Origin of the sequence: Proteus sp. fly-1089 (assembly GCF_040138965.1) — a bacterium.
GTDB classification, from domain to species: Bacteria; Pseudomonadota; Gammaproteobacteria; order Enterobacterales; family Enterobacteriaceae; genus Proteus; species Proteus vulgaris_B.
The window spans coordinates 300,696-321,696 of sequence record NZ_JBEETS010000001.1; the positions used below are offsets into that span (position 1 = coordinate 300,696).

Genomic DNA, 21,001 nt, shown 5'->3' on the forward strand with positions numbered 1-21,001 from the left:
CCCACATGGTTCCGTGTTAACTTGTTATTTAATCAGCCTTATTTGCAGGCAATCAAGGGTTTGATATTAGCGTGGGTAAACATACCCAACTTGATGGTGCCGTGATCAGCAGTACCGCAGAGGCTAAAAATAATCAGCTCGATACAGGCACATTAGGCTTTAGTGATATCCATAACTACGCAGAATATAAAGTTGAGCATCAATCTGGTGGTGTAAGTACTTCAGGTGGCGTTGAAGGCAATATGCTGGCGAATATGGGGCACGCTTTAGCAATGGCAGGCAACCATAGTGACAGCGCTGAGAACACCACTCAATCTGCGGTATCACAAGGCACATGGACAGTACGTGATAGCGACAATCAACAGCAAGATATCGCGCAATTAAGCCAAGACACCGATAACGCCCACAGCACGTTAAATAAAATCTTCGACAAAGAAAAAGAGCAAAACCGCCAACAGAAACAGCAATTAGTGGGCGAAATTGGTGCGCAGGTTATCGATTTGGCAACCACGGTTGATACCCTTCGTGGCACTAATATTGCCAAAGAAGAGTCAACATTAAATCGCCTTTCAGACACCACTTACGACGATATCTATCAAGCCCTTTCAGAAACTAAAGATAACGTCACCGAACGTGATATTCAAAACTACCTTTTCCAACAACGTTTACAGGACTATACCAACCAGTCTGACTTTGGCACGGGCGGTAAATACACCCGAGCTATTCAAGCTATCACGGCATTTACGCAAGGTATGATGGGTAACAACATTGTTACCGCGATTGCCAATGGTTCCGCCCCTTATCTTGCCCATGAAGTGAAAAACCAAATTCAAGGCAATCGTGTTGAAAGTGATATTCAGCGCACGATAGCGCATGGTTTACTCAATGCGGGTCTTGCACTGGCAAAAGGTGAAAATGCCTTAGTGCAAGCCGCTGGGGCAATGACCGGCGAAACGGTGGATATTTTATCGCACTCACTGTATGGCAAAACCCCAGAAGAACTGACTGAAACTGAAAAGCAAAATATAAGTGCATGGGCAACGTTAGCTTCAGGCATTGCTGGTGGTTTAGTGGGTGATAATAGCGCAGGCGTCGCCAATGCCGCCCAAGCTGGGAAAGTGGTGGTTGAGAATAATTATTTAACAGCCAAACAAATAATTACATGGCTTGAAAAGTATTATCTTGCTTCTACGGATGAAGAAAAGAAACATTTAGTTGGCTTAGGAAATAATGTTGATGCAGAACAACAGAAAAAAGCGATAGAAACTAGGATCACTAAAGAACATTTGGTTCAACAATAAGATGAATTAATTTTACTGATTCAATCAGCAGATTGTAATGCTCATTGCAAATCAATTGCTGAATATAGTATCAAAAAACTGGATCCTATCATTGAAAATTATAGTGAGTTACAGCGTGGTAATAATATTCCACGAGCCGTTGTTGCAACGACAGCATTAGGCTTACCAATAATGAGTAAGGCTATTAGTCCCTATGTTTCTAGTTGGTTAGGTAGCACGACTGTCGCTAGCCGTGTGATAGGTGTAACAACTACAGGTACAGCAAATTTAGGCATGCAAGGGTATAATATTTACCAAGACCCAGAAACTAGCTTTAGCTATGCAAGCTTTGGTTCTTCTTTGTTAACAGGAGGAATAACACCAGGAATGGGGTATTGGGGAACGCTTACAACGAATACAACCGGCGCTGGTATTTCAAGTCTAATTGATGGGCAATCACCTTGGGTTCCTATGAGTGGGGCATTAGTGGGTTCAACAGCAGGCTACGGAGGCACAAAATGGTTAACTCATCGTCTTGAAAATAAATTTAATCCTTGGGCTAGTGGGTTTAAAGAACGCCCATTTGTCGTAATGCCATCAATGACAGCTCCACCGAGTGTATCAGTAGTACCAAGTATTGTTGGAAGTGGTGCTGGTGCTCTAGGTGCTGAAGGTGCGAATAAAATAGTTACAGATAAAATAGAAAAATTGAATGACAATGAACAAAAATGAAATTGTTTAAATATTTTATTCTACTTTGGGTTGCATTCTCTTTTATGGTTTTTTTTATTCTATTAATAATAAAAACTCTAATAGAATTAATGTTTTATTGCTTAATAGAATATAGTCTTTTTTCTCTTACTAAAGAGAATATTATAGATTATATATGCTTGGGAATAGGATTTGGTTTTTTCTTTAGTATAGTAGCTTGCTTAGTTAGTTATCTTGAACATAAAAGACACTAATATTCTTACAAAGAAAAAATTAGCGTCACACTGGGTCTTGTATGACTACCCTATTTTTCAGCCAACTGGATTATTAACAATCTGGTTTGGCGTATGAAGAGGGTAACATTAAACTCATTCAGTTAATTACCTATAATAGTTAGTTAGAGGTTCGCTATTTAGTACTAATCCTTTGGCGCTAGTTTTTCAAATCTAAATTACGACCAATTTCTATCAAGCCCTTTCAGAAACTAAAGATAACGTCACCGAACGTGATATTCAAAACTACCTTTTCCAACAACGTTTACAGGACTATACCAACCAGTCTGACTTTGGCACGGGCGGTAAATACACCCGAGCTATTCAAGCTATCACGGCATTTACGCAAGGTATGATGGGCAATAGCATTGTTACCGCGATTACAAATGGTTCCGCCCCTTATCTTGCCCATGAAGTGAAAAACCAAATTCAAGGTAACCGTGTTGAAAGTGATATTCAGCGCACGATAGCGCATGGTTTACTTAATGCGGGTCTTGCACTGGCAAAAGGTGAGAAAATGATGCTTACAACCGGAACAATAGGAGCTACAGCAAATGCTGGGATTCAATATGTGTTTACAGGAGAAGTCAACCCGGTGGATGTGGTGTTTGCTTTTGGGACGGGCAGCATGACGGTGTACACGAAATTAGGGGGAACTGTTGCTTGGAATGCAGGCATGGGGGGAGCTTTAAGCATATTTAAAGGTGATGATCTTTCTGCAATCTTTACAAATACGTTCAGTGCAGGTCTTGGTTCTAGTATGGGGTATAGCTTCGCGGGTAAGCCTATCAGTTATGGGGTTAACCAATTGGGATATTGGAAATCTGGAGGTTGGGATCCCAAATACAACCCTAAATTGCAGGGGGGAGCTATAAACGGATTATACGGACTTTTGAAGGATATGAAACCGAGCATAGTTCCTAGCATTGCTGGAAATATGGGAGCTGCTTTTATAACAGAAATTACTAATACAGAGATCCAAGAGGAAATTAAATATTTTAATGAACAAAAAAGAGAAAAAGATAATGAGCCAAAAAATTAATTCTATTGAATATTTATTCATTGTAACAATTTTATCTTCCGTTGGGCTATTTTTTATAGGAACATTTTACTATCTCATAATTCGTAGCATTATTGGGTTATTTATTAGTGGTGATTTTATTTTCTCATTTGAAACATTAAAAAAAATAATTAAAGCAAGTGTGGTTTGTGGAATAATAGCTGGTATAGGTAATTGGTTTATAGAATATAAGTTACGTAGATGATGTTAAGATCCCAGTCCAAGTGCTGGGGTTTCAGAATATTTAAATAAAGAGACTAGCGAAGTATTGAAGGAAATCACAATAGAGAACGAAAATGAAAGTAATTAATTATTTTTTAATGTTGTTTTTTTGTTACTTTATACTGGTTTTTATTACATTCTTATTGCTTGGTTTTATTGTTGAATTTATTCATTATATGAAATTAGGTGTTTTTTATATTGATATATTTTTTTTAAAAAAACCGATTGTTTTTGGGGGAGTATTTGGTTTGAGTTTTAGTGGTATTCATCTATTTGTGAATTATTGGGAAAATAAACATTGAGTGGCTAAGTCAATCATTAAATAGATATTAACTTTGTAGTGTCCAGCCAGACATCAGTCTGTAATTATTATCACTAAAGGGCGCAAGACATAATGCTGATTATACGTGATTGGGTAGTATCAATTGTACATAATCTCCTAGTGTTATGTTGAATTGCCCTGTGGTGATGAAGACCATAGTTAATTGAATTATCAACGATCCAGCGTAGCATGTGAGGATAAAGCGATTTCTAACCATAAATTTTAGTAAATTCGATTAATTATCCATGATGTCAGTTTTGGAATCGCTATTTAGTACTAATTCTTTGACGCTAGTTTTTCAAATCTAAATTACGACCAATTTCTACCAAGCCTTTATGATTTTTTAACCAGCATAGGGCGTTTTAGTGGTGGTCTCTTTGGCGATGATCCTCTTCTTTTTTATAGAAATCAAAAAAACAATAAGAGGAAGTATATTGATGTAATCAGGAATGAGAGAGGAACTACCTACTATTCAATAGTATGATTTATTAGATAAAAAATCACTTTTTATCTCAGTGGAAAGTTATACTCAGTACTACTTTTTACTTACAGCAACTGATGATCCTAATAGAATTTATCACTATGATGTAAAAAAACCTTTTGATAGAGATAGTGAGCTTATTATCATTTAACTAAAATATCTATTTCCATATACAAAGTGATTAATTCTCAAGGTGCTTATGATGATGAAGTCTAGTGATAATTTAAAATGGTTGAAAGAAAGTGAACATTATCACTATGAAAATAATGGTGGAGATTTATTCTACTTATTAGAGACGATGTATAAAATGGAAAAAATGAATTTTAGACAATTTATTTATGATACATCTAGGGGAATTGGTAATGTTATTTGTGAAGGTTCTGAATATGTATTAGATATGGATTTAGATGATCCCGCTGATTTTCAAGCGGTAACTTTTTTTATTGGTGATTATGAATCTTCAACTATATCACCTAAAAATTTTGTTGAATTAATGCGAGTTATATCAAAAAACTATATAAAAGAAAATCCTCAAGATAAAGATTCGGTAGCATCTTCGATGTCAAAACTTGAATTACGTTATTTATAATTAATAACATAAATTTTGTATTATTAGTAAAATAAAAATCAATTAATTGTAAACTCATGGAATTATAAATTAATTTATATTTTACTATGTTATGTTTACATCTAAATAAAGCCTAGCTAAAAAAGATTAAAATAATAGCTAGGCTTTTTTATAGCCTAATAAAATGAGTTTATTTAAGATTTAGTTTTACATGTTTACGTTAAAACGAATAAAGCGAATCTTTAGACTCTTTTAATTTTTGTGCTAATTCAGAAGCTTCATATCGCTCTGTTACTATTTCGATGTAAGAGGCACTTTCTATTGATTCGGCTATTTCAAGTGCTTTATTTAATTCATCTATCGTTGTAACTTTCTCACAATGCCAATCTTTTGCACCGAAAGCTTTAGGCAATTGATGATAATTCCATTGAGCAAGATCGTTATAATAAGCTTCGGGATAATCACACAACAGTCGTTCAATTAAATAACCGTCGTTATTTAAAACAAGAATGATTGGTTTTAGTCCAAAGCGAACAAATTGGCTAATTTCTTGTACGGTTAATTGATGTGAGCCTTCACCTGTAATTAAAATAACGCGTTTTTCAGGCGCAGCAAGTGCAGCACCAAATGAAGCTGGTGTTGCCCAACCAATAGAGCCCCACAGTGTTTGATTATGAAATTGTGCACCTTCGGGTAATAAAGCAAAACCTAATCCCATTGATGAGGTGCCTGTTTCAGCAATAATAATATCATTAGGTTTAAAGAATTTTTCTAAACGAGGATAAAGATATTGAGCCGTAATTTCACCATGTTCAGATAAAACCGCGTTGTTTAACCCTTTAGCCTTTATCTGATGATATTTTTTATAAGGTAGTTGTTTTGTGAGCGCGGAGAGAACATCTTCCATATAAATATCGTCATAAACAACAGAATCAATTTCAACATAATCTGACATGATGCTGATAAATTGCGTTGGTTTAATACTGGCGGTAAAACTACCGGTATTAAAGTCTGTCATCATTGCACCGATCCCTAATATATACTCGCTATTTTCGACAAACTCTCTGACATCAGGCGTCATTAATTTTCCATCGTACATCCCAACATATTGAGCATTAGATTCACTTAATATACTTTTATCCATAAACATAGTGGCGTAAGGTAAACCTGTTTTATCAATAAAAGCTTGGACATTATCTGATAACCCTAAACGTGTGGATAAAATACCGGGTAATACGCAGATATTATTGCTTTGTGTAAGCTTCTCAATAATCAGTGATGCCACTTTTTCTAGTATTTCTTTATCACTTATTGGTTTTTTCGGTGTGGTAACAGATGTGTTTTCTATTACTGGCATCACTGCATAATCAGATGGTAAGCCAATATAAACAGGACGGCGTTCTTTTAATGCTGTTGCAATTAAACGCTCCATTTCAGCAATACAATTTTCAGGCGTTAATATTGCATGAGCACACGCAAGACGTTGGGCTAATTGATAGAAAATATCAAAATCGCCATTACCTAAGGTATGGTGAACGAGACGTTTGCTTTTTTGTACGCCACTTGCTGGCATACCCACTAAATGAAAAATAGGTAGATTTTCTGCATAAGAGCCTGCAATAGCATTAATCGCACTTAATTCACCCACACCAAATGTTGTCGATAACGCTGCCATACCTTTAATTCGAGCATAACCATCAGCAGCATAAGCCGCATTTAATTCATTGCAGTTACCAATCCAACGCAGATGGTTGCTATTACAAATTGTGTCTTCAATAGGAAAGGCGTAATCGCCGGCAACGCCAAAAATATCACTTATACCTAAGTCATATAATCGGTTTAAAATATATTCAATAACGGTGTTGTTCATATTATCTCCATAAAATCAGAATAATAATCTCTAAAAATAGAATTATTCATTTATATTATGCTTAATGTTTTATCGCGGATATTATTTGATATGAAATGGTTTATTATTATTGATGGTATAACTAAATGTAATAAGGTAAGTATTGCTAATGGATATTCGCACGCTTCGCTATTTTGTTGAGGTTGTTCAATTAAATGGGTTTAGCCGAGCAGCTGATGCATTGTTTATTACGCAACCTGCGATTAGTCGCAGTATTAAAAAATTAGAAGATGAATTAGGTGTTGTTTTATTAGTGAGAGAGGTCAATGGTGTAAGGTTAACTGATGATGGTGCAATACTTTTTGAACATGCAAAAAAGATACTCACGCAATTTAATAGTATGAATAAAGCTATACAAGACAAGTCTGGACCATTGACAGGGGCATTAAATGTGGGATTACCTCCGGTAATAGCTTCGACATATTTTGCCGACATTATTATGGCATTTAGTTCTCTACACCCTCAGGTTGAACTAAAAATATTTGAATTAGGAACTAAACAAATGGCAGAAGCGATGATAGAGGGAAAAGTAGAAACCGCAGCCGTAGTATTACCTTTTAATAATGACATATTTGAATTAACACCTTTTTCAGAAGAAAGCTTAATGCTATTAGTGTCTCCATCACATCCTTTAGCCATCAAGAAAGAAGTACATTTTAACGAGTTGATTAATGAATCATTTATTTTCTTCTCTGAAGATTTTCGCATTAATGATTTAGTTTATAGTGCCTGCGGTATTTATAATACAACGCCTATTGTTGCGGGACGTAGTAACCATTTAGATTTAATTATAGCAATGGTAAAAGCGGGTGTAGGTGTAACTCTACTGCCTAGGAGTATGTGTAATAAAAATCCCATAGGTGATTTAGTGGTACTTCCTGTTGTTGAACCTATATTGTCATATCAATTGGCATTAGCAAATAATAAAAATGGTTATAAAAGTCGAAGTTGCCAAGCATGGGATCGACTAGCAAGAGAAAAGCTAATAATAGAATAAAATAGCAAATTGAGGCTTATCTATATTCTGTTTAAGAAATAAATATCAAAAATATTTTTAAATAACAAAAATGGCTGAACACAAATTATGTTATTTTTTTTGGAAATGTGGATAGCAGTATAAAAGCAGTTATATAAATGATAAGTTTATATTTTGCACGTAGCCTTATGAGTAATAATAAAAGCGAGCAAAATACAAATTAATCAGACAAGACAGGAATAGGATAGGGAAAATGAATGAGAGTAATAGCTCTGTAAATCAACATTTTATTCGTAAACTTGAAAGTATTGTTGGTAAAAAACAGGTATTAACACAAGCACATAAAACAGAACGTTATCGTAAAGGCTTTCGTTCAGGACAAGGAAAGGCATTAGCAGTTGTATTTCCTGCCAATTTATTAGAACAATGGCGGGTTTTTAAAACCTGTGTTGAAGCTGATAAAATTATTATTATGCAAGCGGCGAATACGGGACTAACAGAAGGTTCGACGCCTAATGGCGATGATTATGATAGAGATATTGTGATTATTAGTACATTACGTCAAGATAAAATACAGGTTCTCTCAGAGCATAATCAAGTTATTGCCTTTCCTGGTAGCACGCTGTGGCATTTAGAAAAAGTATTAAAGCCATTAGGACGTGAACCTCATTCTGTTATTGGCTCGTCTTGTATCGGTGCTTCTGTTATTGGAGGGATCTGCAATAACTCCGGCGGAGCTTTAGTTCGTCGAGGACCTGCTTATACAGAATTATCGCTGTATGCACGTGTTAATGAAAAAGGCGAGGCTGAATTAGTTAACCATTTAGGAATTGATTTAGGCGAAACCCCCGAAGAGATTTTAACCAATTTAGATAATCGTCATTACCATGAGAAACAAATACAAGCGACAGAAAAATTAGCATCCGATCATGAATATCATGAACGTGTGCGTGATGTAGATGCCAATACGCCTTCTCGATTTAATAATGATGAACGCCGTTTATATGAGGCTGCGGGGAGTGCGGGTAAATTATCTGTTTTTGCTGTGCGATTAGATACATTCCCAGCGGATCATCGTACTCAAGTCTTTTATATTGGCACTAATAATCCTGACGAGCTAGAAGATGTTCGTCGCCATATTTTAAGTCATTTTAAAAAGCTTCCTGTTGCAGGAGAGTATATGCATAGAAGTTACTATAAAATGGCTGAAGTGTATGGAAAAGATACATTTTTAGTGATTGATAAATTGGGTACAGATAAAATGCCTATTTTATTTGCCGTGAAAGGGCGAGTAGATGCGGTATTAAATAAAGTCCCTTTTTTACCTAAAAATATGGTCGATAGAACCATGCAGTTTATGAGCAAATTATGGCCAGCTCATTTACCTGAACGTATGACGGATTTTCGTGATAAATATGAACATCATTTAATGTTAAGAATGGCTGATGAGGGCATTGAAGAAGCATCAACCTATTTAAAAGAATACTTTAAACAAGCTTCGGGTGATTATTTTGAATGCACTGAAGAGGAAGGGAATAAAGCATTCTTGCACCGTTTTGCTGCTGCTGGTGCCGCTGTTCGTTATCATGCTGTTCATGTGAATGATGTTGAAGATGTATTGCCATTAGATATTGCATTGCGTCGTAATGACAAAGATTGGTTTGAAAAATTACCACCAGAAATAGAGAGTAAATTACTTTATAAACTTTATTGTGGTCATTTTATGTGCCACGTTATGCATCAGGACTACATTATTAAAAAAGGTGTTGATGCGAAGGCGCTAAAAGAAGAAATGTTAGCGTTATTAGATAAACGTGGGGCAGAGTACCCCGCAGAGCATAATGTTGGCCATATGTATTATGCAAAACCTCAATTAAAAGCGTTCTATAAACATAACGATCCAACCAATAGTATGAATCCAGGTATAGGTAAAACCTCAAAATTAAAATATTGGGGAGAAGAGTGTGGATGTGGGCATGCACATAGTGAGCCTAAAATAGGTAACGTAGAGAATAAAGGATAAGTTTTATTTTTTTAATTGAAAATGATAAAGGCAGGATAAAACCTGCCTTTTGTCTATTTAGTCATTAGCCCATAATGCTTCACTGTTATGAGCAATAAAATGAACATCAATTTCATCAGGGTTAATAAAATGACGAATGCGAGAATAAAAATAATCGCATGTCTCTTCGTAATTATCATTCATAAAAATCACGATCCCAAGATGGTTGATTTTATCAAAAGGGATTTGCTTTAATATATGTTCATCTTGGATCCCCATACGCCAACCTAAAATGAGTAAACTATCATTAATGGTTGGAATAGCTTCATGATAAATACGTGTTAAATAGTTACTTGAACGTATGGTTTTTAGTTTTTCCTCACTTGTACCTTCAGAGATAAACAGCGGAGAGTAATTATGATCATCCCAATTTTGACTAATTTGATCAACAAGATGGTTATCACCTTGAATACTTAATTTTAACTCTTCATCATTTTCATTCTTTGCAAGAATAAGATTACCATGAGGATAAAAAACAAGATTAGAACGATTACCTCTGTATTCGCGGTATTCTTCAAAATCTTCATAAAAACTACTGCGATTGAAGCAATCTTTAAAAAGTGGATATGGGTGATTATCATTAACTTGCATGATAGTCCAATAAAGCATAATGTCGTAATTCAAACTGAATATTGTGTCAAACTGCTTAATAAAATTAGCACAATTATTAATTTTATCTCTCACTTTATCAATGCAAGGGTGAATACCTTTCACTGTATTAATTAAGGTTTTTTTCACTTGACTGTGAGCAATATGAATATCATTACAATTTATATTGAAGATATTATTAATTACTGTGGCTTGGGTAAATTTTCTTAAAATATATTCAAAATCTTGAGAGTGAAAAGAATCAAAAATATTTTTTACATTTTCCGGCAACTTTGCATTGGAAAATAAATTAGAGTAATTAAAATTAGGATCTATAGCAATTGATGATCCATTTCCTAATAATAAACTTCCTGTAAATAACTCAGAAACAGCATTCCACTCTTTTACATTAAAACGCATAATAACCTCAGTATAAAATATGAGTGGTTATTTTATTTATTTGCATTTAGTTTTTATGCGTAGCTATTCGTAAATATATAATCAATTTATACCTAAAAAGGTGTGTTAATACCAGAGATTATAATAATCTCTGGTATTGATTAATAATTTATTGAATAGTGTTAACTCGCAATTTCTTGAGCATATAAATAAAGCTCTTGTAATTGTTTTAGTTTTTCTTCGTTATCACTATGTTCTTCTGCTAAAAGCTGGATCGTATTGATATATTCAGTCAGCTTTTCGGGCGTTAACACTTCTTTTCTATGCGCGAGCCAACGCTGTTGCTCATCATAATTTAATGTTGATGGATAATTTCTGGCACGATAACGGAAAAATAACGGCTCCATTCTTGCATCTTCAAAGGTTAAATCTAAAGCAGGTAAATTCTGTGGTTGTGTTGAGCGAATAATGTCCATTGCACTACGATCATTTTCACTGAAAAAACCATTATAAATTTGAGAATCAACATCATCAGAGACAACAAAAGGTGCCTGTTGAGCGAAGAGTTCTACGACTTTATTGCGTATTTCAGGATGTGAAAATAAAATAGCTTGATTATTTAAACAAGTATCAACATCTAAACCAATTCTATCTGCATCTTGTGGTCTTAATGTATTTTGTGGAGCCACAATAGGGCATTTATTAATATGCAGTAATTTAATGGGAACAGGTGGCTCATCAACTGACAATTCACTGCGTGGTGTATATAAACGCTCACGTAATTGGTCTGATGTTAAGGTTAATAATGGGGATATATCGGCAGATAAATCGCACACAATAACAGCATTACGATTATCAGGATGCCATGCCAATGGTGCCACAAGACTTAAATTAGAACGAGCAGCTCCAAACATACCTGAAACATGTACAATTGGCGTCATGGCGGGAATATCAATTAACGCCTGAACTTTACGTTTATCGCGTAAATTAAAGAAATAATCAAACATCCGCGGTTGTGCTTGTTTTAATTTTTTTGCCATCGCAATGGTGGCGTAAACATCAGACATTGCATCATGTGCATTCTCATGAGAGATGCCATTGGCTTTAGTTAATAGCTCTAGACGAAAGCTTGGGAAACCGTCCTCATTTTCAGGCCAAACAATACCTTCTGGACGTAGTGCATAGCAGGCTCGTAATACATCGAGCAAATCCCACCGAGAATTCCCTTTTTGCCAACTATAGGCATAAGGATCATAAAAATTACGATAAAGGATATTACGGGTTACTTCATCATCAAATCGAAGGTTGTTATAACCCATAATACAGCTATTGGGTTGGCTAAATGCTTGGTGAATTTGACGAGTAAATTCAGCTTCAATAACACCGTTTTTTAACGCAATTTGTGGTGTTATTCCCGTGATCATTACCGCTTCGGGGTGGGGCAAATAATCGTCATTAGGTTTGCAATAAATAACGAGAGGATCTTCAATTATGTTGAAATCCATATCAGTTCTTATACCCGCAAATTGAGCTGGGCGATCTAGCGCTGGGTGTGTACCAAAGGTTTCGTAGTCGTGAACATAAAATGTGGGCGTTTTCGCTGAGTTAGACAAGGTTTCCTTCCATGATTTATTTGCTTGATAGATATGCAGACATGGTAAACCATAAAGTTGAAAACGTGAAATATCAGATGAAAGCAGGTTAATAAAGTTTCTGAGATAGGGCATTATCGTGAGGATAAGTAAAAGAATACCCCACTTATATTATCTCTTTTTGTGCGTTTTATTTGAACAATAGCAATGAAAAATAAAAGCAGAGCTAGAACACATAACTCAACGTTGTTAACGTTAACTTTTGTGCTTTATATCACATTATAGTGAGATAGTAGTTTGTTAAGTGAAAAGTTAACGTTAACATTTAAAGGTGGAATGACTTTATAAGGCGCTTAACCAATGAACAAAGACTCAAAAAAATACTATGCGATTTTAAGTGCGCTGTTATTTTTCTTCTTTTTTACCTGGTCTTCATCATTTTCATTAGTTTCTATTTGGCTAAACCAGTATGTTGGGTTAAAGGCGACTGATACCGGATTGATATTCTCTGCAATTTCTCTTATTGCATTATGTGCACAACCTTTATATGGCTTTATTCAGGATAAGTTAGGTCTAAGAAAAAATCTGTTATTAGTAATTGCGATATTACTTATTCTTTCTGGGCCATTTTTTCTTGGTTTTGCTTCAATACTACGGTGGAATATTTTTATTGGTTCCATTTTTGGGGGGTTATATGTAGGTATGACCTTTAATGCAGGTATTGGTGTATTAGAGTCATATACAGAACGTGTGAGTCGTATTCGTGGTTTTGAATATGGTAGGGCGAGAATGTGGGGCTCGCTTGGGTGGGCATCAGCAACATTTGTTGCTGGGCACAATATTAATATCGATCCTAATTATAATTTTGTGATGGCATCTATTTCTGGTGTCGTGTTCTTAATTCTTTTAGCTCTATTAAAAACAGGTAAATCAGACGCATTTAATCAATTAGAGCATGGGAAAACATCAGGTATTACTGTAAAAGACGCACTTAATTTACTTTCATTACCTCGTTTTTGGGCTCTTATTTTATTTGTGATTGGAACCTGTGTATATGGTGTTTATGACCAACAGTTTCCAGTCTTTTTCTCATCACAATTTGCTACTTTACAGCAGGGTAATGAGATGTATGGATATCTAAATTCATTACAAGTGTTCCTAGAGGCTGGTGGTATGTTTATCGCTCCGTTCTTAGTCAATAAAATTGGTGCTAAAAACGGTTTATTGCTAGCTAGTAGCGTTATGGCCACGCGTATTATTGGTTCTGGATTAGTTGAAGGGCCAATTTTGATCTCTTGTATGAAATTATTACATGCCGTTGAGTTACCTATTTTATTAATTTCAATTTTTAAATATAACAGTCAACATTTTGATAAACGTTTATCTTCAACACTCTATTTAGTGGGTTTCCAATGTGTGAGTTCCATTGTTGCAACATTGCTCTCACCATTAGCAGGTTATGGATATGATCATTATGGGTTTGCACCAACTTATATGGTGATGGGCTGTATTGTGATAGGAACAACGCTTCTTTCAGCTGTATTTTTACGCTCAGATTCGAAAGCGTTATTGCCATTTGATAACTTACAACATGGAGATCAAAATAAAGCTCAGCCTGTTTAATCGTGCTCTAATTTATCCTTTGTCGTGTCGATTTTGGCTACCCATGAAAATGTGTAGCCATTTTTTACTCATAAGTAAGTCAACATTTACTCATTAAAAAATGTTGACTATATTTATTAATACAAATAATCCTAATTATTTGTTAATTAAGTGAAATCAATTAAATTTGTAAACTTTGCTTGTTTATTGACACGATTAAGCGATAATCTTAAACAGAACTATTTATCTTAAATATCAATTGTAAAGGTGTAGGAAATGGATAACGCAAACAAGCCGTCTTTCCAAAACGTACTGGAGTTTGTGCGTATGTATCGTCGTAAAAACAAAATCCGTCGTGAGATCACTGACAATGAGAAAAAGATCCGTGATAACCAAAAGCGTGTTCTTTTATTAGACAACTTAAGTGAATATATTAAACCTGGTATGTCTATCGAGGATGTTCTAGGTATTATTGCGAATATGCGTAGTGACTATGACGATCGTGTTGATGATTATATTATTAAAAATGCAGATCTGTCTAAAGAACGCCGTGAGCTTTCTAAACAGTTAAAAGCGATGGGTGAAATTAAAAATCTTCCTGATCTAAAAGACTGATTATTTTACTAAGAATAAGAAATTAAAGGCCTCTGAATTGAATATTCAGGGGCTTTTTTTATCTTATTTGAGGTTAAGTACATTAAGTTAATTTGCTAATGGTTACCCAAAAAAAGAACCCACTAAAAAGTGGGTTCTCAATTTAAAGGTATTATCAAGATATTCTTAATAACACTTTATTATTAGTTTTGACTTTCAGCTTTAGTCATTACTGATGAAGCTTGGTTGGTTGAACAATGCCCACCTGCACCAGTACGGCCTTTTTTATCAAAAGCAGGGCGAGTTTCCCATGCTTTGATTTCAATTGCGACAGTAGGTTCATCAGATGCTGGCGCTTTTGTCATTGGTGCGCTTGCATGAAGTTGGCGTACTACAGGCTCTTGACGAATAATAACGGCTGTAGGTTTACTTTCTTTTACTGGTACTGGCTCTACTGCAGGCGTTACACTTTCACTCTCTTCAGGCTGACTTTCAATAGCCGTTTCAACGATAGGCTCAGCTGCTGTTTCAACAATAGCTTCAGCATCATTTTCTTTGTGTTGCTCTGCTATTTCTTCGGTTGTAACTGAAGTAGCAATAGGTTGAGGTTCAGGAGTAGATGTTTCACTTACTTCTCGTTCTATTGGTGCAATGACTTCTTGTGTAACGTTTTCAGCCTCTGCGTCTGTTTCTACTTGCTGTGAAGCTTCATGCATATAAGCTTCAGTTGTGTTTAATACCGCAGAAATGTTTTCTTTACGAGTGACATGTTCTTCGGTATTCACATCATCGATAACGTTGTTGACAACACTTTCTTCAACTTGATTCTCAATGCTATTTGCTTCTGCCGGTGCTGATTGTGGCTCTACTGCAATAATCTCAGCAACAGCTTCAGTGGTTGATTCAGAGCTAACAGTCACAGTATAGGTTGATTCTGCTGTATCAGCTTGTTCCACTTTTGCAACAATGGCTTCTGAAACCGCCGGTGCGATAGCAACCATTTGAGGATCTGCATGAGTAATAATGTTCTTTTCAACAATATTGTTATTATTTTCAACACTATTCTCAATAAATGGAGCATCACTGACTGGTGTTACAGGGTAACGAATAAATACTTTACCAGAAGCAAGCTCAGGTGATGCAACTGCCATTGTAAGTGGCATTGGTGACACTGTTAATGTACGTTCATCACGATAACGACGGCGACGTTGACCACTTACACGTAAATGACGAGGTGAACGACGAGAACGACGAGGCATGACATTCTCTTGCCCGTTGTTATCTTCATTTTTATTATCATCTTGTGCTTTTGGTGCTACATCAGATAAGGCTTTTACTGGTTGTGCTTCATTTGTTTCAACTTTTACAACAGCATCGGCTTTAGGTGCTGTTTTTTCCGTTGGAGCAACTTTAGCTGGTGCGATAGCTACAGGAGGTTCTGAGATTGCCTTTTCTGTTGTTGCAACAGTTGCAACAGGAGCAATGGTTAACGTTGTATCGCTGTCGGTTACACGCACAGATTGCGTTAATTGGCGACGATTACGACGTTGCATAGCAGGGCGACGAGGTTCTTCTTTCTTCTCATCAGCACTGTCTTTTCCAGTCGTATCATTTTCGCTAAGTGCAACTTGTGCTTTCGCGGCTTCTTGTTGCTGTTGACGTTTTTCTTCTTGGCGACGACGTTGCTCTGCGCGTTGTTCACGACGTTGTTGGCGACGCGCTTCGCGTTCTGCAATCTCTTGCTCACTACTCACTTCAGTTGTTGGAGCTGTTTGTGGTTTTTGATTGCGATTCTTGCGGTTGTCTTCGTTATTCGTGTTATCACGATTACGATCGTTATCGCGGTCACGGCGATTGTTGTTGTTACGTCGATTGTTATTATTACGACGCTCACGACGATTGTCTGTATTCTCTTTCTTGGTTTCCTGTGGTTTTTCTTGTGTTACCGCAGGCTCTGGCTCACTACCAAATAAGTTAGAGAAGAATTTTGCAACTGAGGCAAAGAAGCCAGTACCTTGGGCTTGCTCTGATTTAACTGGCTTAGCTTGAGGTTGAGGTGCTTTTTTACTTTTCGTCGTCGTTTCTGGAGTGTTTTCTTCTTGCAATCCAAAGGCTGAAATTGCAGGTTGTTCAGGCACTTTACGTTCTGTGACAACATCGTCTTCAGCTTCATTTAACTGACTTTCATGGAATTGCGCTAAGTTGTAACTCAGAGACGTAATTTCTTCGCCCTTACGCACTCGAATAACAGAAAAATGAGGAGTTTGCATTTGGTCATTAGGTACAATAACCACTTTAACGTTAGATTGACGTAATTCAATATCTGTTACGGCTTTACGTTTTTCGTTAAGCAAATAAGAGGCAATTTGAACAGGGACAATTGCATGTACTTCATGGGTATTTTCTTTCAGTGCTTCTTCTTCAATTAGACGTAACACAGAAAGAGATAATGATTCGTTATCACGAATAGTACCAGTGCCTAAGCAACGAGGACAAACGTGATGGCTTGATTCACCTAATGAAGGACTTAAGCGTTGACGAGACATCTCTAATAAGCCAAAGCGAGAGATGCGTCCAATTTGAATACGAGCACGATCTTGGCGTACAGCCTCGCGCATTCTATTCTCAACTTCACGTTGATGACGCACTGGCGTCATGTCGATAAAGTCGATAACAATTAAACCACCGAGGTCACGTAAACGTAATTGACGTGCAATTTCGTCAGCGGCTTCTAAGTTAGTATTGAATGCAGTTTCTTCGATATCACCACCACGCGTTGAACGAGAAGAGTTAATATCAATTGCTGTTAATGCTTCAGTGGTATCAATAACTAATGCACCACCGGAAGGTAGGCGAACTTCACGTTGAAATGCAGATTCAATTTGTGATTCAATTTGATAATGGCTAAATAATGGAACAGCGCCAGTATAATGACGAATTTTGCTGGCAAAATCACCACGACCAATCGCTTCGATATGGCTACGAGCCATTTCAACAACTTTTGCGTTATCAATTAAGATTTCACCAATATCAGGACGTAAATAGTCGCGGAATGCGCGAACGATTACGTTACTTTCCTGATGGATTAAGAAAGGAGCGGGGCGATTCTCTGCTGCTTTTTTAATGGCATCCCAATGTCTTAGGCGATAGCTTAAATCTTGTTGTAGTGCTTCAGCCGATTTACCGACACCCGCAGTACGTACAATCAGACCCATACCATCTGGAATTTCAAGACTTGATAAGGCTTCTTTGAGTTCTGTACGGTCTTCACCTTCGATACGGCGAGAAATACCACCTGCACGAGGATTATTTGGCATTAATACCAAATAGCTTCCTGCAAGGCTGATAAAAGTGGTTAATGCAGCACCTTTATTACCGCGCTCTTCTTTATCTACTTGAACAATAACTTCCTGACCTTCTTTCAAGACATCTTTGATGTTAGGACGGCCATGAGAGTGATAATTGCTAGGAAAGTATTCGCGGGCTATTTCTTTAATAGGAAGGAAACCGTGGCGTTCCGCACCATAATCAACAAAAGCTGCTTCTAGGCTGGGTTCAATTCGAGTGATTTTACCTTTATAGATATTCGCTTTTTTCTGTTCATGACCGGGGCTTTCGATATCCAGATCGTACAAGCGTTGCCCATCCACAAGGGCAACACGCAACTCTTCCTGTTGAGTCGCGTTAATTAACATTCTTTTCATATTGTGACTTACTCGTTATTTTCACGTTTTATAATGTGCCACTAACATACGTAATTACACTATTGATAACCGATGACCTCGTGTCTTTTACAAATGCGTCAACCTCACGGTTGTCGATTGTATAGAGGTGCAATATCTCGGTGAGTCTGATTTTTAGTTCAAAAATTCAGCACTCTTTAATTGAACACAATGTTTCAACTCAATAAGCGATGTATTTGTGGCATACTAAATTGTTTGATTTTCGACTATGTCTTACGCCATTGCTGCATTTTGAAAATCAAACAAACAAAATTTTCATAAATATACCTGATAAACATAATCAGGAGAGTCTGCATTATTCCATTGGTGTTAGGGTTATAGCAAGATGACTTTTCCGCTTTGGTGACTTTTTCTGTATAAATATGAGAGATTAGCTAATGTTTCGTCTTTTTCCCATTATTCAGGTTAAAATAGACGACAGAATTGATGTTATTTTGTGCACCACAAAGTTGTTTGTTATTTTTATTTTAAGAGAGCCAAAGAATCGCCACTATGAAATCATTTAATCAAGTTCAGTTCGTCACCATTGATGGCGATGAAGCAGGCCAGCGTATCGATAATTTTCTACTGGCACGCTTAAAAGGTGTACCAAAGAGTATGATTTACCGAATTATCCGTAAAGGGGAAGTTCGAGTCAATAAAGGGCGAATTAAACCTGAATATAAATTAAATGCAGGTGACAGTATTCGTATTCCACCGGTGAGAGTAGCAGAAAAAGAAGAAATTGCTGTATCACCAAAATTAGACAAAGTTTCTGCATTAGCTAATTGTATTTTATATGAAGATGAACATTTAATGTTGATTAATAAACCATCAGGTACAGCAGTGCATGGTGGCAGTGGTTTAAGCTTTGGTGTTATTGAAGGCTTGCGTGCATTACGCCCAGAAGCTCGCTTTTTAGAGCTTGTTCATCGCCTTGATAGAGATACTTCCGGTGTATTGTTAATTGCAAAAAAACGTTCAGCACTACGTGCATTACATGAGCAATTACGTTTAAAACAGATGCAAAAAGATTATTTGGCATTAGTTCGTGGTCAGTGGCAATCACACACTAAAGTGATACAAGCACCGTTATTGAAAAATATTCTTCAAAGTGGTGAACGTGTAGTAAAAGTGAGTAATGAGGGGAAGCCTTCAGAGACACGTTTTAAAGTGGAAGAGCGTTTTGAGTTTGCTACTCTGGTGAAAGCAAGCCCTGTTACCGGAAGAACACACCAAATCCGTGTACATACATTACATGCAGGTCATCCTATTGCTTTTGATGATCGTTATGGTGATCGTGATTTTGATGCGCAATTGGTTGGAACAAAGCTTAATCGTTTATTTTTACATGCAAGTTCTTTGACATTCACTCATCCTTCAACGGGTGAACAGATGCGAATTGAAGCACCAATGGATAATACATTACGCCATTGTTTGCAGGTGTTACGTAGTCAAAAATCTTAGGTCTGAAAATTCTTATTTCGACAGAAAATCCGAACGCTCAATGCGCCCAGTTAGCTGGGCGTATTTTTTGCTAACATTATGTAAAATCGTTAATTTAAAAATACCATTAACTTTCTACTTTTGTCATACATTGCTCAACAATGTTATCAATATCCCACTCTTTAGGCAGTGATTTTGAACCATTTTTGCGCATTTCCATATCAACACGAATAAATTCGGTAATACCGTAATTTTTAATGATGCTGTCGTAGGTGCACTCGCACACTTCTGTAATTTGAGGAATGAGTGCATCATCAGTAATACCTGATCCTAATATGCAACTACTGACAAAATTCTTTTTGAATGAGGATGTGCTGTCATCTTTTTTATTTGAAATTACACTGTCTTGGACAGTATTGGCCACATTAGTCGTTTTGGCTATTTCTGAGTCTTTTTCATCGGAACAACCTACTAATGCTGTTGCCATCACTAACGCTATCAAGACGGATGTTAGTTTATTCATAATACGTTTTATCGCTACATAAGATTAAAAATAAGATGATCGGGTTTATTTTTGATCATCAGAGAATAATATTGGGTTTATTCTTTGCGAGAGTAACATTTTATTCAATCGGATAAGTGGTAAACCAATTAAAGAATTTGGATCATTGCCTTCCATTTTATCAAAAAGAGTAATACCTAACCCTTCAGACTTAAAACTTCCCGCACAATTAAACGGCATTTCTTTATTTAAATAATGGGTAATTTCATCATCAGTTAGATGGCGAAAGTATACTTGAAATAATTCACAATGTGTTTGATGTTCTAAAGTTAAACTATTGTATACTGTTAATCCGGTATAAAACGACACACATTGTCCTGAAGCTTGTTTTAATTGTGCGAAAGCATTATCAAAATTATGGGGCTTACCTGTGATTTTTTTATTTAACACACAAACTTGATCAGAGCCAATAATAAGGTGATGTGGAAATTTTACTTGTAAAGCGCTAGCTTTTTCATAGGATAAGCGAGTGACAAGATCTTGAGCACATTCAGTGGGCTTCGGGGTTTCGTCAATATCGGGAGATGCCTGTATAAAGGGCATTCCAAGCTTTTTCAGCAACTGAGCTCGAAAGGGTGAAGTAGACGCAAGAACGAGTGGCAACATATTTTTTTTAAAATCCGTAGCAAAATG

16 protein-coding genes are annotated in these 21,001 nt (G+C 36.3%); 10 read left to right on the forward strand and 6 right to left on the reverse strand.

Features of this window, described 5'->3' with window-relative positions; all coding sequences use genetic code 11:
• Positions 1-71: 71 nt before the first annotated feature.
• The 5 genes from ABN080_RS01365 (at position 72) to ABN080_RS01385 (ending at position 4,937) form a co-directional block, all read left to right on the forward strand.
• Positions 72-1,301: a VENN motif pre-toxin domain-containing protein gene (locus ABN080_RS01365; protein ID WP_349440178.1), complete on the forward strand. Its 1,230-nt coding sequence runs from the start codon at positions 72-74 to the stop codon at positions 1,299-1,301.
• A 171-nt stretch (positions 1,302-1,472) separates the two neighbouring features.
• Positions 1,473-2,012 (forward strand): hypothetical protein, encoded by a 540-nt coding sequence (locus ABN080_RS01370; RefSeq protein ID WP_349440179.1) that lies wholly within the window; start codon positions 1,473-1,475, stop codon positions 2,010-2,012.
• A gap of 603 nt (positions 2,013-2,615) precedes the next feature.
• On the forward strand, positions 2,616-3,305 hold the full coding sequence (locus ABN080_RS01375) for a hypothetical protein (RefSeq protein WP_349440180.1): 690 nt from the start codon (positions 2,616-2,618) through the stop codon (positions 3,303-3,305).
• Entirely contained in the window at positions 3,289-3,528 is a 240-nt protein-coding gene (locus ABN080_RS01380; protein WP_196553273.1) for a hypothetical protein, read from the forward strand. Before ABN080_RS01375 ends, ABN080_RS01380 begins: the two co-directional genes overlap by 17 nt.
• 1,022 nt (positions 3,529-4,550) lie before the next feature.
• Positions 4,551-4,937 carry a hypothetical protein gene (locus tag ABN080_RS01385; protein WP_349440181.1) on the forward strand — a complete coding sequence of 129 codons (387 nt, stop codon included), beginning with the start codon at positions 4,551-4,553 and terminating at the stop codon, positions 4,935-4,937.
• A 199-nt stretch (positions 4,938-5,136) separates the two neighbouring features.
• On the opposite strand, the gene ABN080_RS01390 is transcribed toward ABN080_RS01385, so the two are convergent.
• Positions 5,137-6,786, reverse strand: coding sequence for an alpha-keto acid decarboxylase family protein (locus tag ABN080_RS01390; protein WP_349440182.1), 1,650 nt, complete (start codon positions 6,784-6,786; stop codon positions 5,137-5,139).
• Positions 6,787-6,934: 148 nt separating this feature from the next.
• Between ABN080_RS01390 and ABN080_RS01395 the strand changes: the two genes are divergently transcribed.
• Complete coding sequence (locus tag ABN080_RS01395; protein WP_349439773.1) at positions 6,935-7,822, forward strand: LysR family transcriptional regulator; 888 nt, start codon at positions 6,935-6,937, stop codon at positions 7,820-7,822.
• 232 nt (positions 7,823-8,054) lie between these two features.
• Positions 8,055-9,824 (forward strand): D-lactate dehydrogenase, encoded by a 1,770-nt coding sequence (dld, locus tag ABN080_RS01400; RefSeq protein WP_072069910.1) that lies wholly within the window; start codon positions 8,055-8,057, stop codon positions 9,822-9,824.
• A 57-nt stretch (positions 9,825-9,881) separates the two neighbouring features.
• On the opposite strand, the gene ABN080_RS01405 is transcribed toward dld, so the two are convergent.
• Positions 9,882-10,871, reverse strand: a complete 990-nt coding sequence (locus ABN080_RS01405; protein WP_349440183.1) for a DUF4917 family protein — start codon at positions 10,869-10,871, stop codon at positions 9,882-9,884.
• 161 nt (positions 10,872-11,032) lie between these two features.
• A complete protein-coding gene (gene sbcB / locus ABN080_RS01410) occupies positions 11,033-12,463 on the reverse strand; it encodes an exodeoxyribonuclease I (RefSeq protein WP_349440184.1) in 1,431 nt (476 codons plus the stop codon).
• 339 nt (positions 12,464-12,802) lie between these two features.
• Between sbcB and ABN080_RS01415 the strand changes: the two genes are divergently transcribed.
• A complete protein-coding gene (locus ABN080_RS01415; protein ID WP_196553266.1) occupies positions 12,803-14,065 on the forward strand; it encodes an MFS transporter in 1,263 nt (420 codons plus the stop codon).
• Between the two features lie 255 nt (positions 14,066-14,320).
• Entirely contained in the window at positions 14,321-14,659 is a 339-nt protein-coding gene (gene tmaR, locus ABN080_RS01420) for a PTS system regulator TmaR (RefSeq protein ID WP_036937771.1), read from the forward strand.
• A gap of 182 nt (positions 14,660-14,841) precedes the next feature.
• Here the strand turns inward: tmaR and rne are convergent, their stop codons facing one another.
• Positions 14,842-18,342 (reverse strand): ribonuclease E, encoded by a 3,501-nt coding sequence (gene rne / locus ABN080_RS01425; protein WP_349440185.1) that lies wholly within the window; start codon positions 18,340-18,342, stop codon positions 14,842-14,844.
• Between the two features lie 531 nt (positions 18,343-18,873).
• Between rne and rluC the strand changes: the two genes are divergently transcribed.
• Entirely contained in the window at positions 18,874-19,827 is a 954-nt protein-coding gene (rluC, locus tag ABN080_RS01430; RefSeq protein ID WP_196553264.1) for a 23S rRNA pseudouridine(955/2504/2580) synthase RluC, read from the forward strand.
• A gap of 106 nt (positions 19,828-19,933) precedes the next feature.
• On the opposite strand, the gene ABN080_RS01435 is transcribed toward rluC, so the two are convergent.
• Both ABN080_RS01435 and ABN080_RS01440 read right to left on the reverse strand, forming a co-directional pair.
• A complete protein-coding gene (locus ABN080_RS01435; RefSeq protein WP_196553263.1) occupies positions 19,934-20,329 on the reverse strand; it encodes a hypothetical protein in 396 nt (131 codons plus the stop codon).
• 45 nt (positions 20,330-20,374) lie between these two features.
• The gene (locus ABN080_RS01440) at positions 20,375-20,974 is read right to left on the reverse strand and encodes a Maf family protein (protein WP_196553262.1); all 600 of its coding nucleotides are present in this window, start codon (positions 20,972-20,974) and stop codon (positions 20,375-20,377) included.
• Positions 20,975-21,001: the final 27 nt, after the last annotated feature.

What these genes read in the sequence shown, in the direction of transcription:
- ABN080_RS01435 (WP_196553263.1), bottom strand. Translation starts at nt 20,329, where the DNA reads ATGAATAAACTAACATCCGTCTTGATAGCGTTAGTGATGGCAACAGCA.
- tmaR (WP_036937771.1), top strand. Translation starts at nt 14,321, where the DNA reads ATGGATAACGCAAACAAGCCGTCTTTCCAAAACGTACTGGAGTTTGTG.
- ABN080_RS01415 (WP_196553266.1), top strand. Translation starts at nt 12,803, where the DNA reads ATGAACAAAGACTCAAAAAAATACTATGCGATTTTAAGTGCGCTGTTA.
- ABN080_RS01380 (WP_196553273.1), top strand. Translation starts at nt 3,289, where the DNA reads ATGAGCCAAAAAATTAATTCTATTGAATATTTATTCATTGTAACAATT.
- ABN080_RS01395 (WP_349439773.1), top strand. Translation starts at nt 6,935, where the DNA reads ATGGATATTCGCACGCTTCGCTATTTTGTTGAGGTTGTTCAATTAAAT.
- rne (WP_349440185.1), bottom strand. Translation starts at nt 18,342, where the DNA reads ATGAAAAGAATGTTAATTAACGCGACTCAACAGGAAGAGTTGCGTGTT.
- ABN080_RS01440 (WP_196553262.1), bottom strand. Translation starts at nt 20,974, where the DNA reads ATGTTGCCACTCGTTCTTGCGTCTACTTCACCCTTTCGAGCTCAGTTG.
- ABN080_RS01375 (WP_349440180.1), top strand. Translation starts at nt 2,616, where the DNA reads ATGATGGGCAATAGCATTGTTACCGCGATTACAAATGGTTCCGCCCCT.
- ABN080_RS01370 (WP_349440179.1), top strand. Translation starts at nt 1,473, where the DNA reads ATGAGTAAGGCTATTAGTCCCTATGTTTCTAGTTGGTTAGGTAGCACG.
- dld (WP_072069910.1), top strand. Translation starts at nt 8,055, where the DNA reads ATGAATGAGAGTAATAGCTCTGTAAATCAACATTTTATTCGTAAACTT.
- rluC (WP_196553264.1), top strand. Translation starts at nt 18,874, where the DNA reads ATGAAATCATTTAATCAAGTTCAGTTCGTCACCATTGATGGCGATGAA.
- ABN080_RS01385 (WP_349440181.1), top strand. Translation starts at nt 4,551, where the DNA reads ATGATGAAGTCTAGTGATAATTTAAAATGGTTGAAAGAAAGTGAACAT.
- ABN080_RS01405 (WP_349440183.1), bottom strand. Translation starts at nt 10,871, where the DNA reads ATGCGTTTTAATGTAAAAGAGTGGAATGCTGTTTCTGAGTTATTTACA.
- ABN080_RS01390 (WP_349440182.1), bottom strand. Translation starts at nt 6,786, where the DNA reads ATGAACAACACCGTTATTGAATATATTTTAAACCGATTATATGACTTA.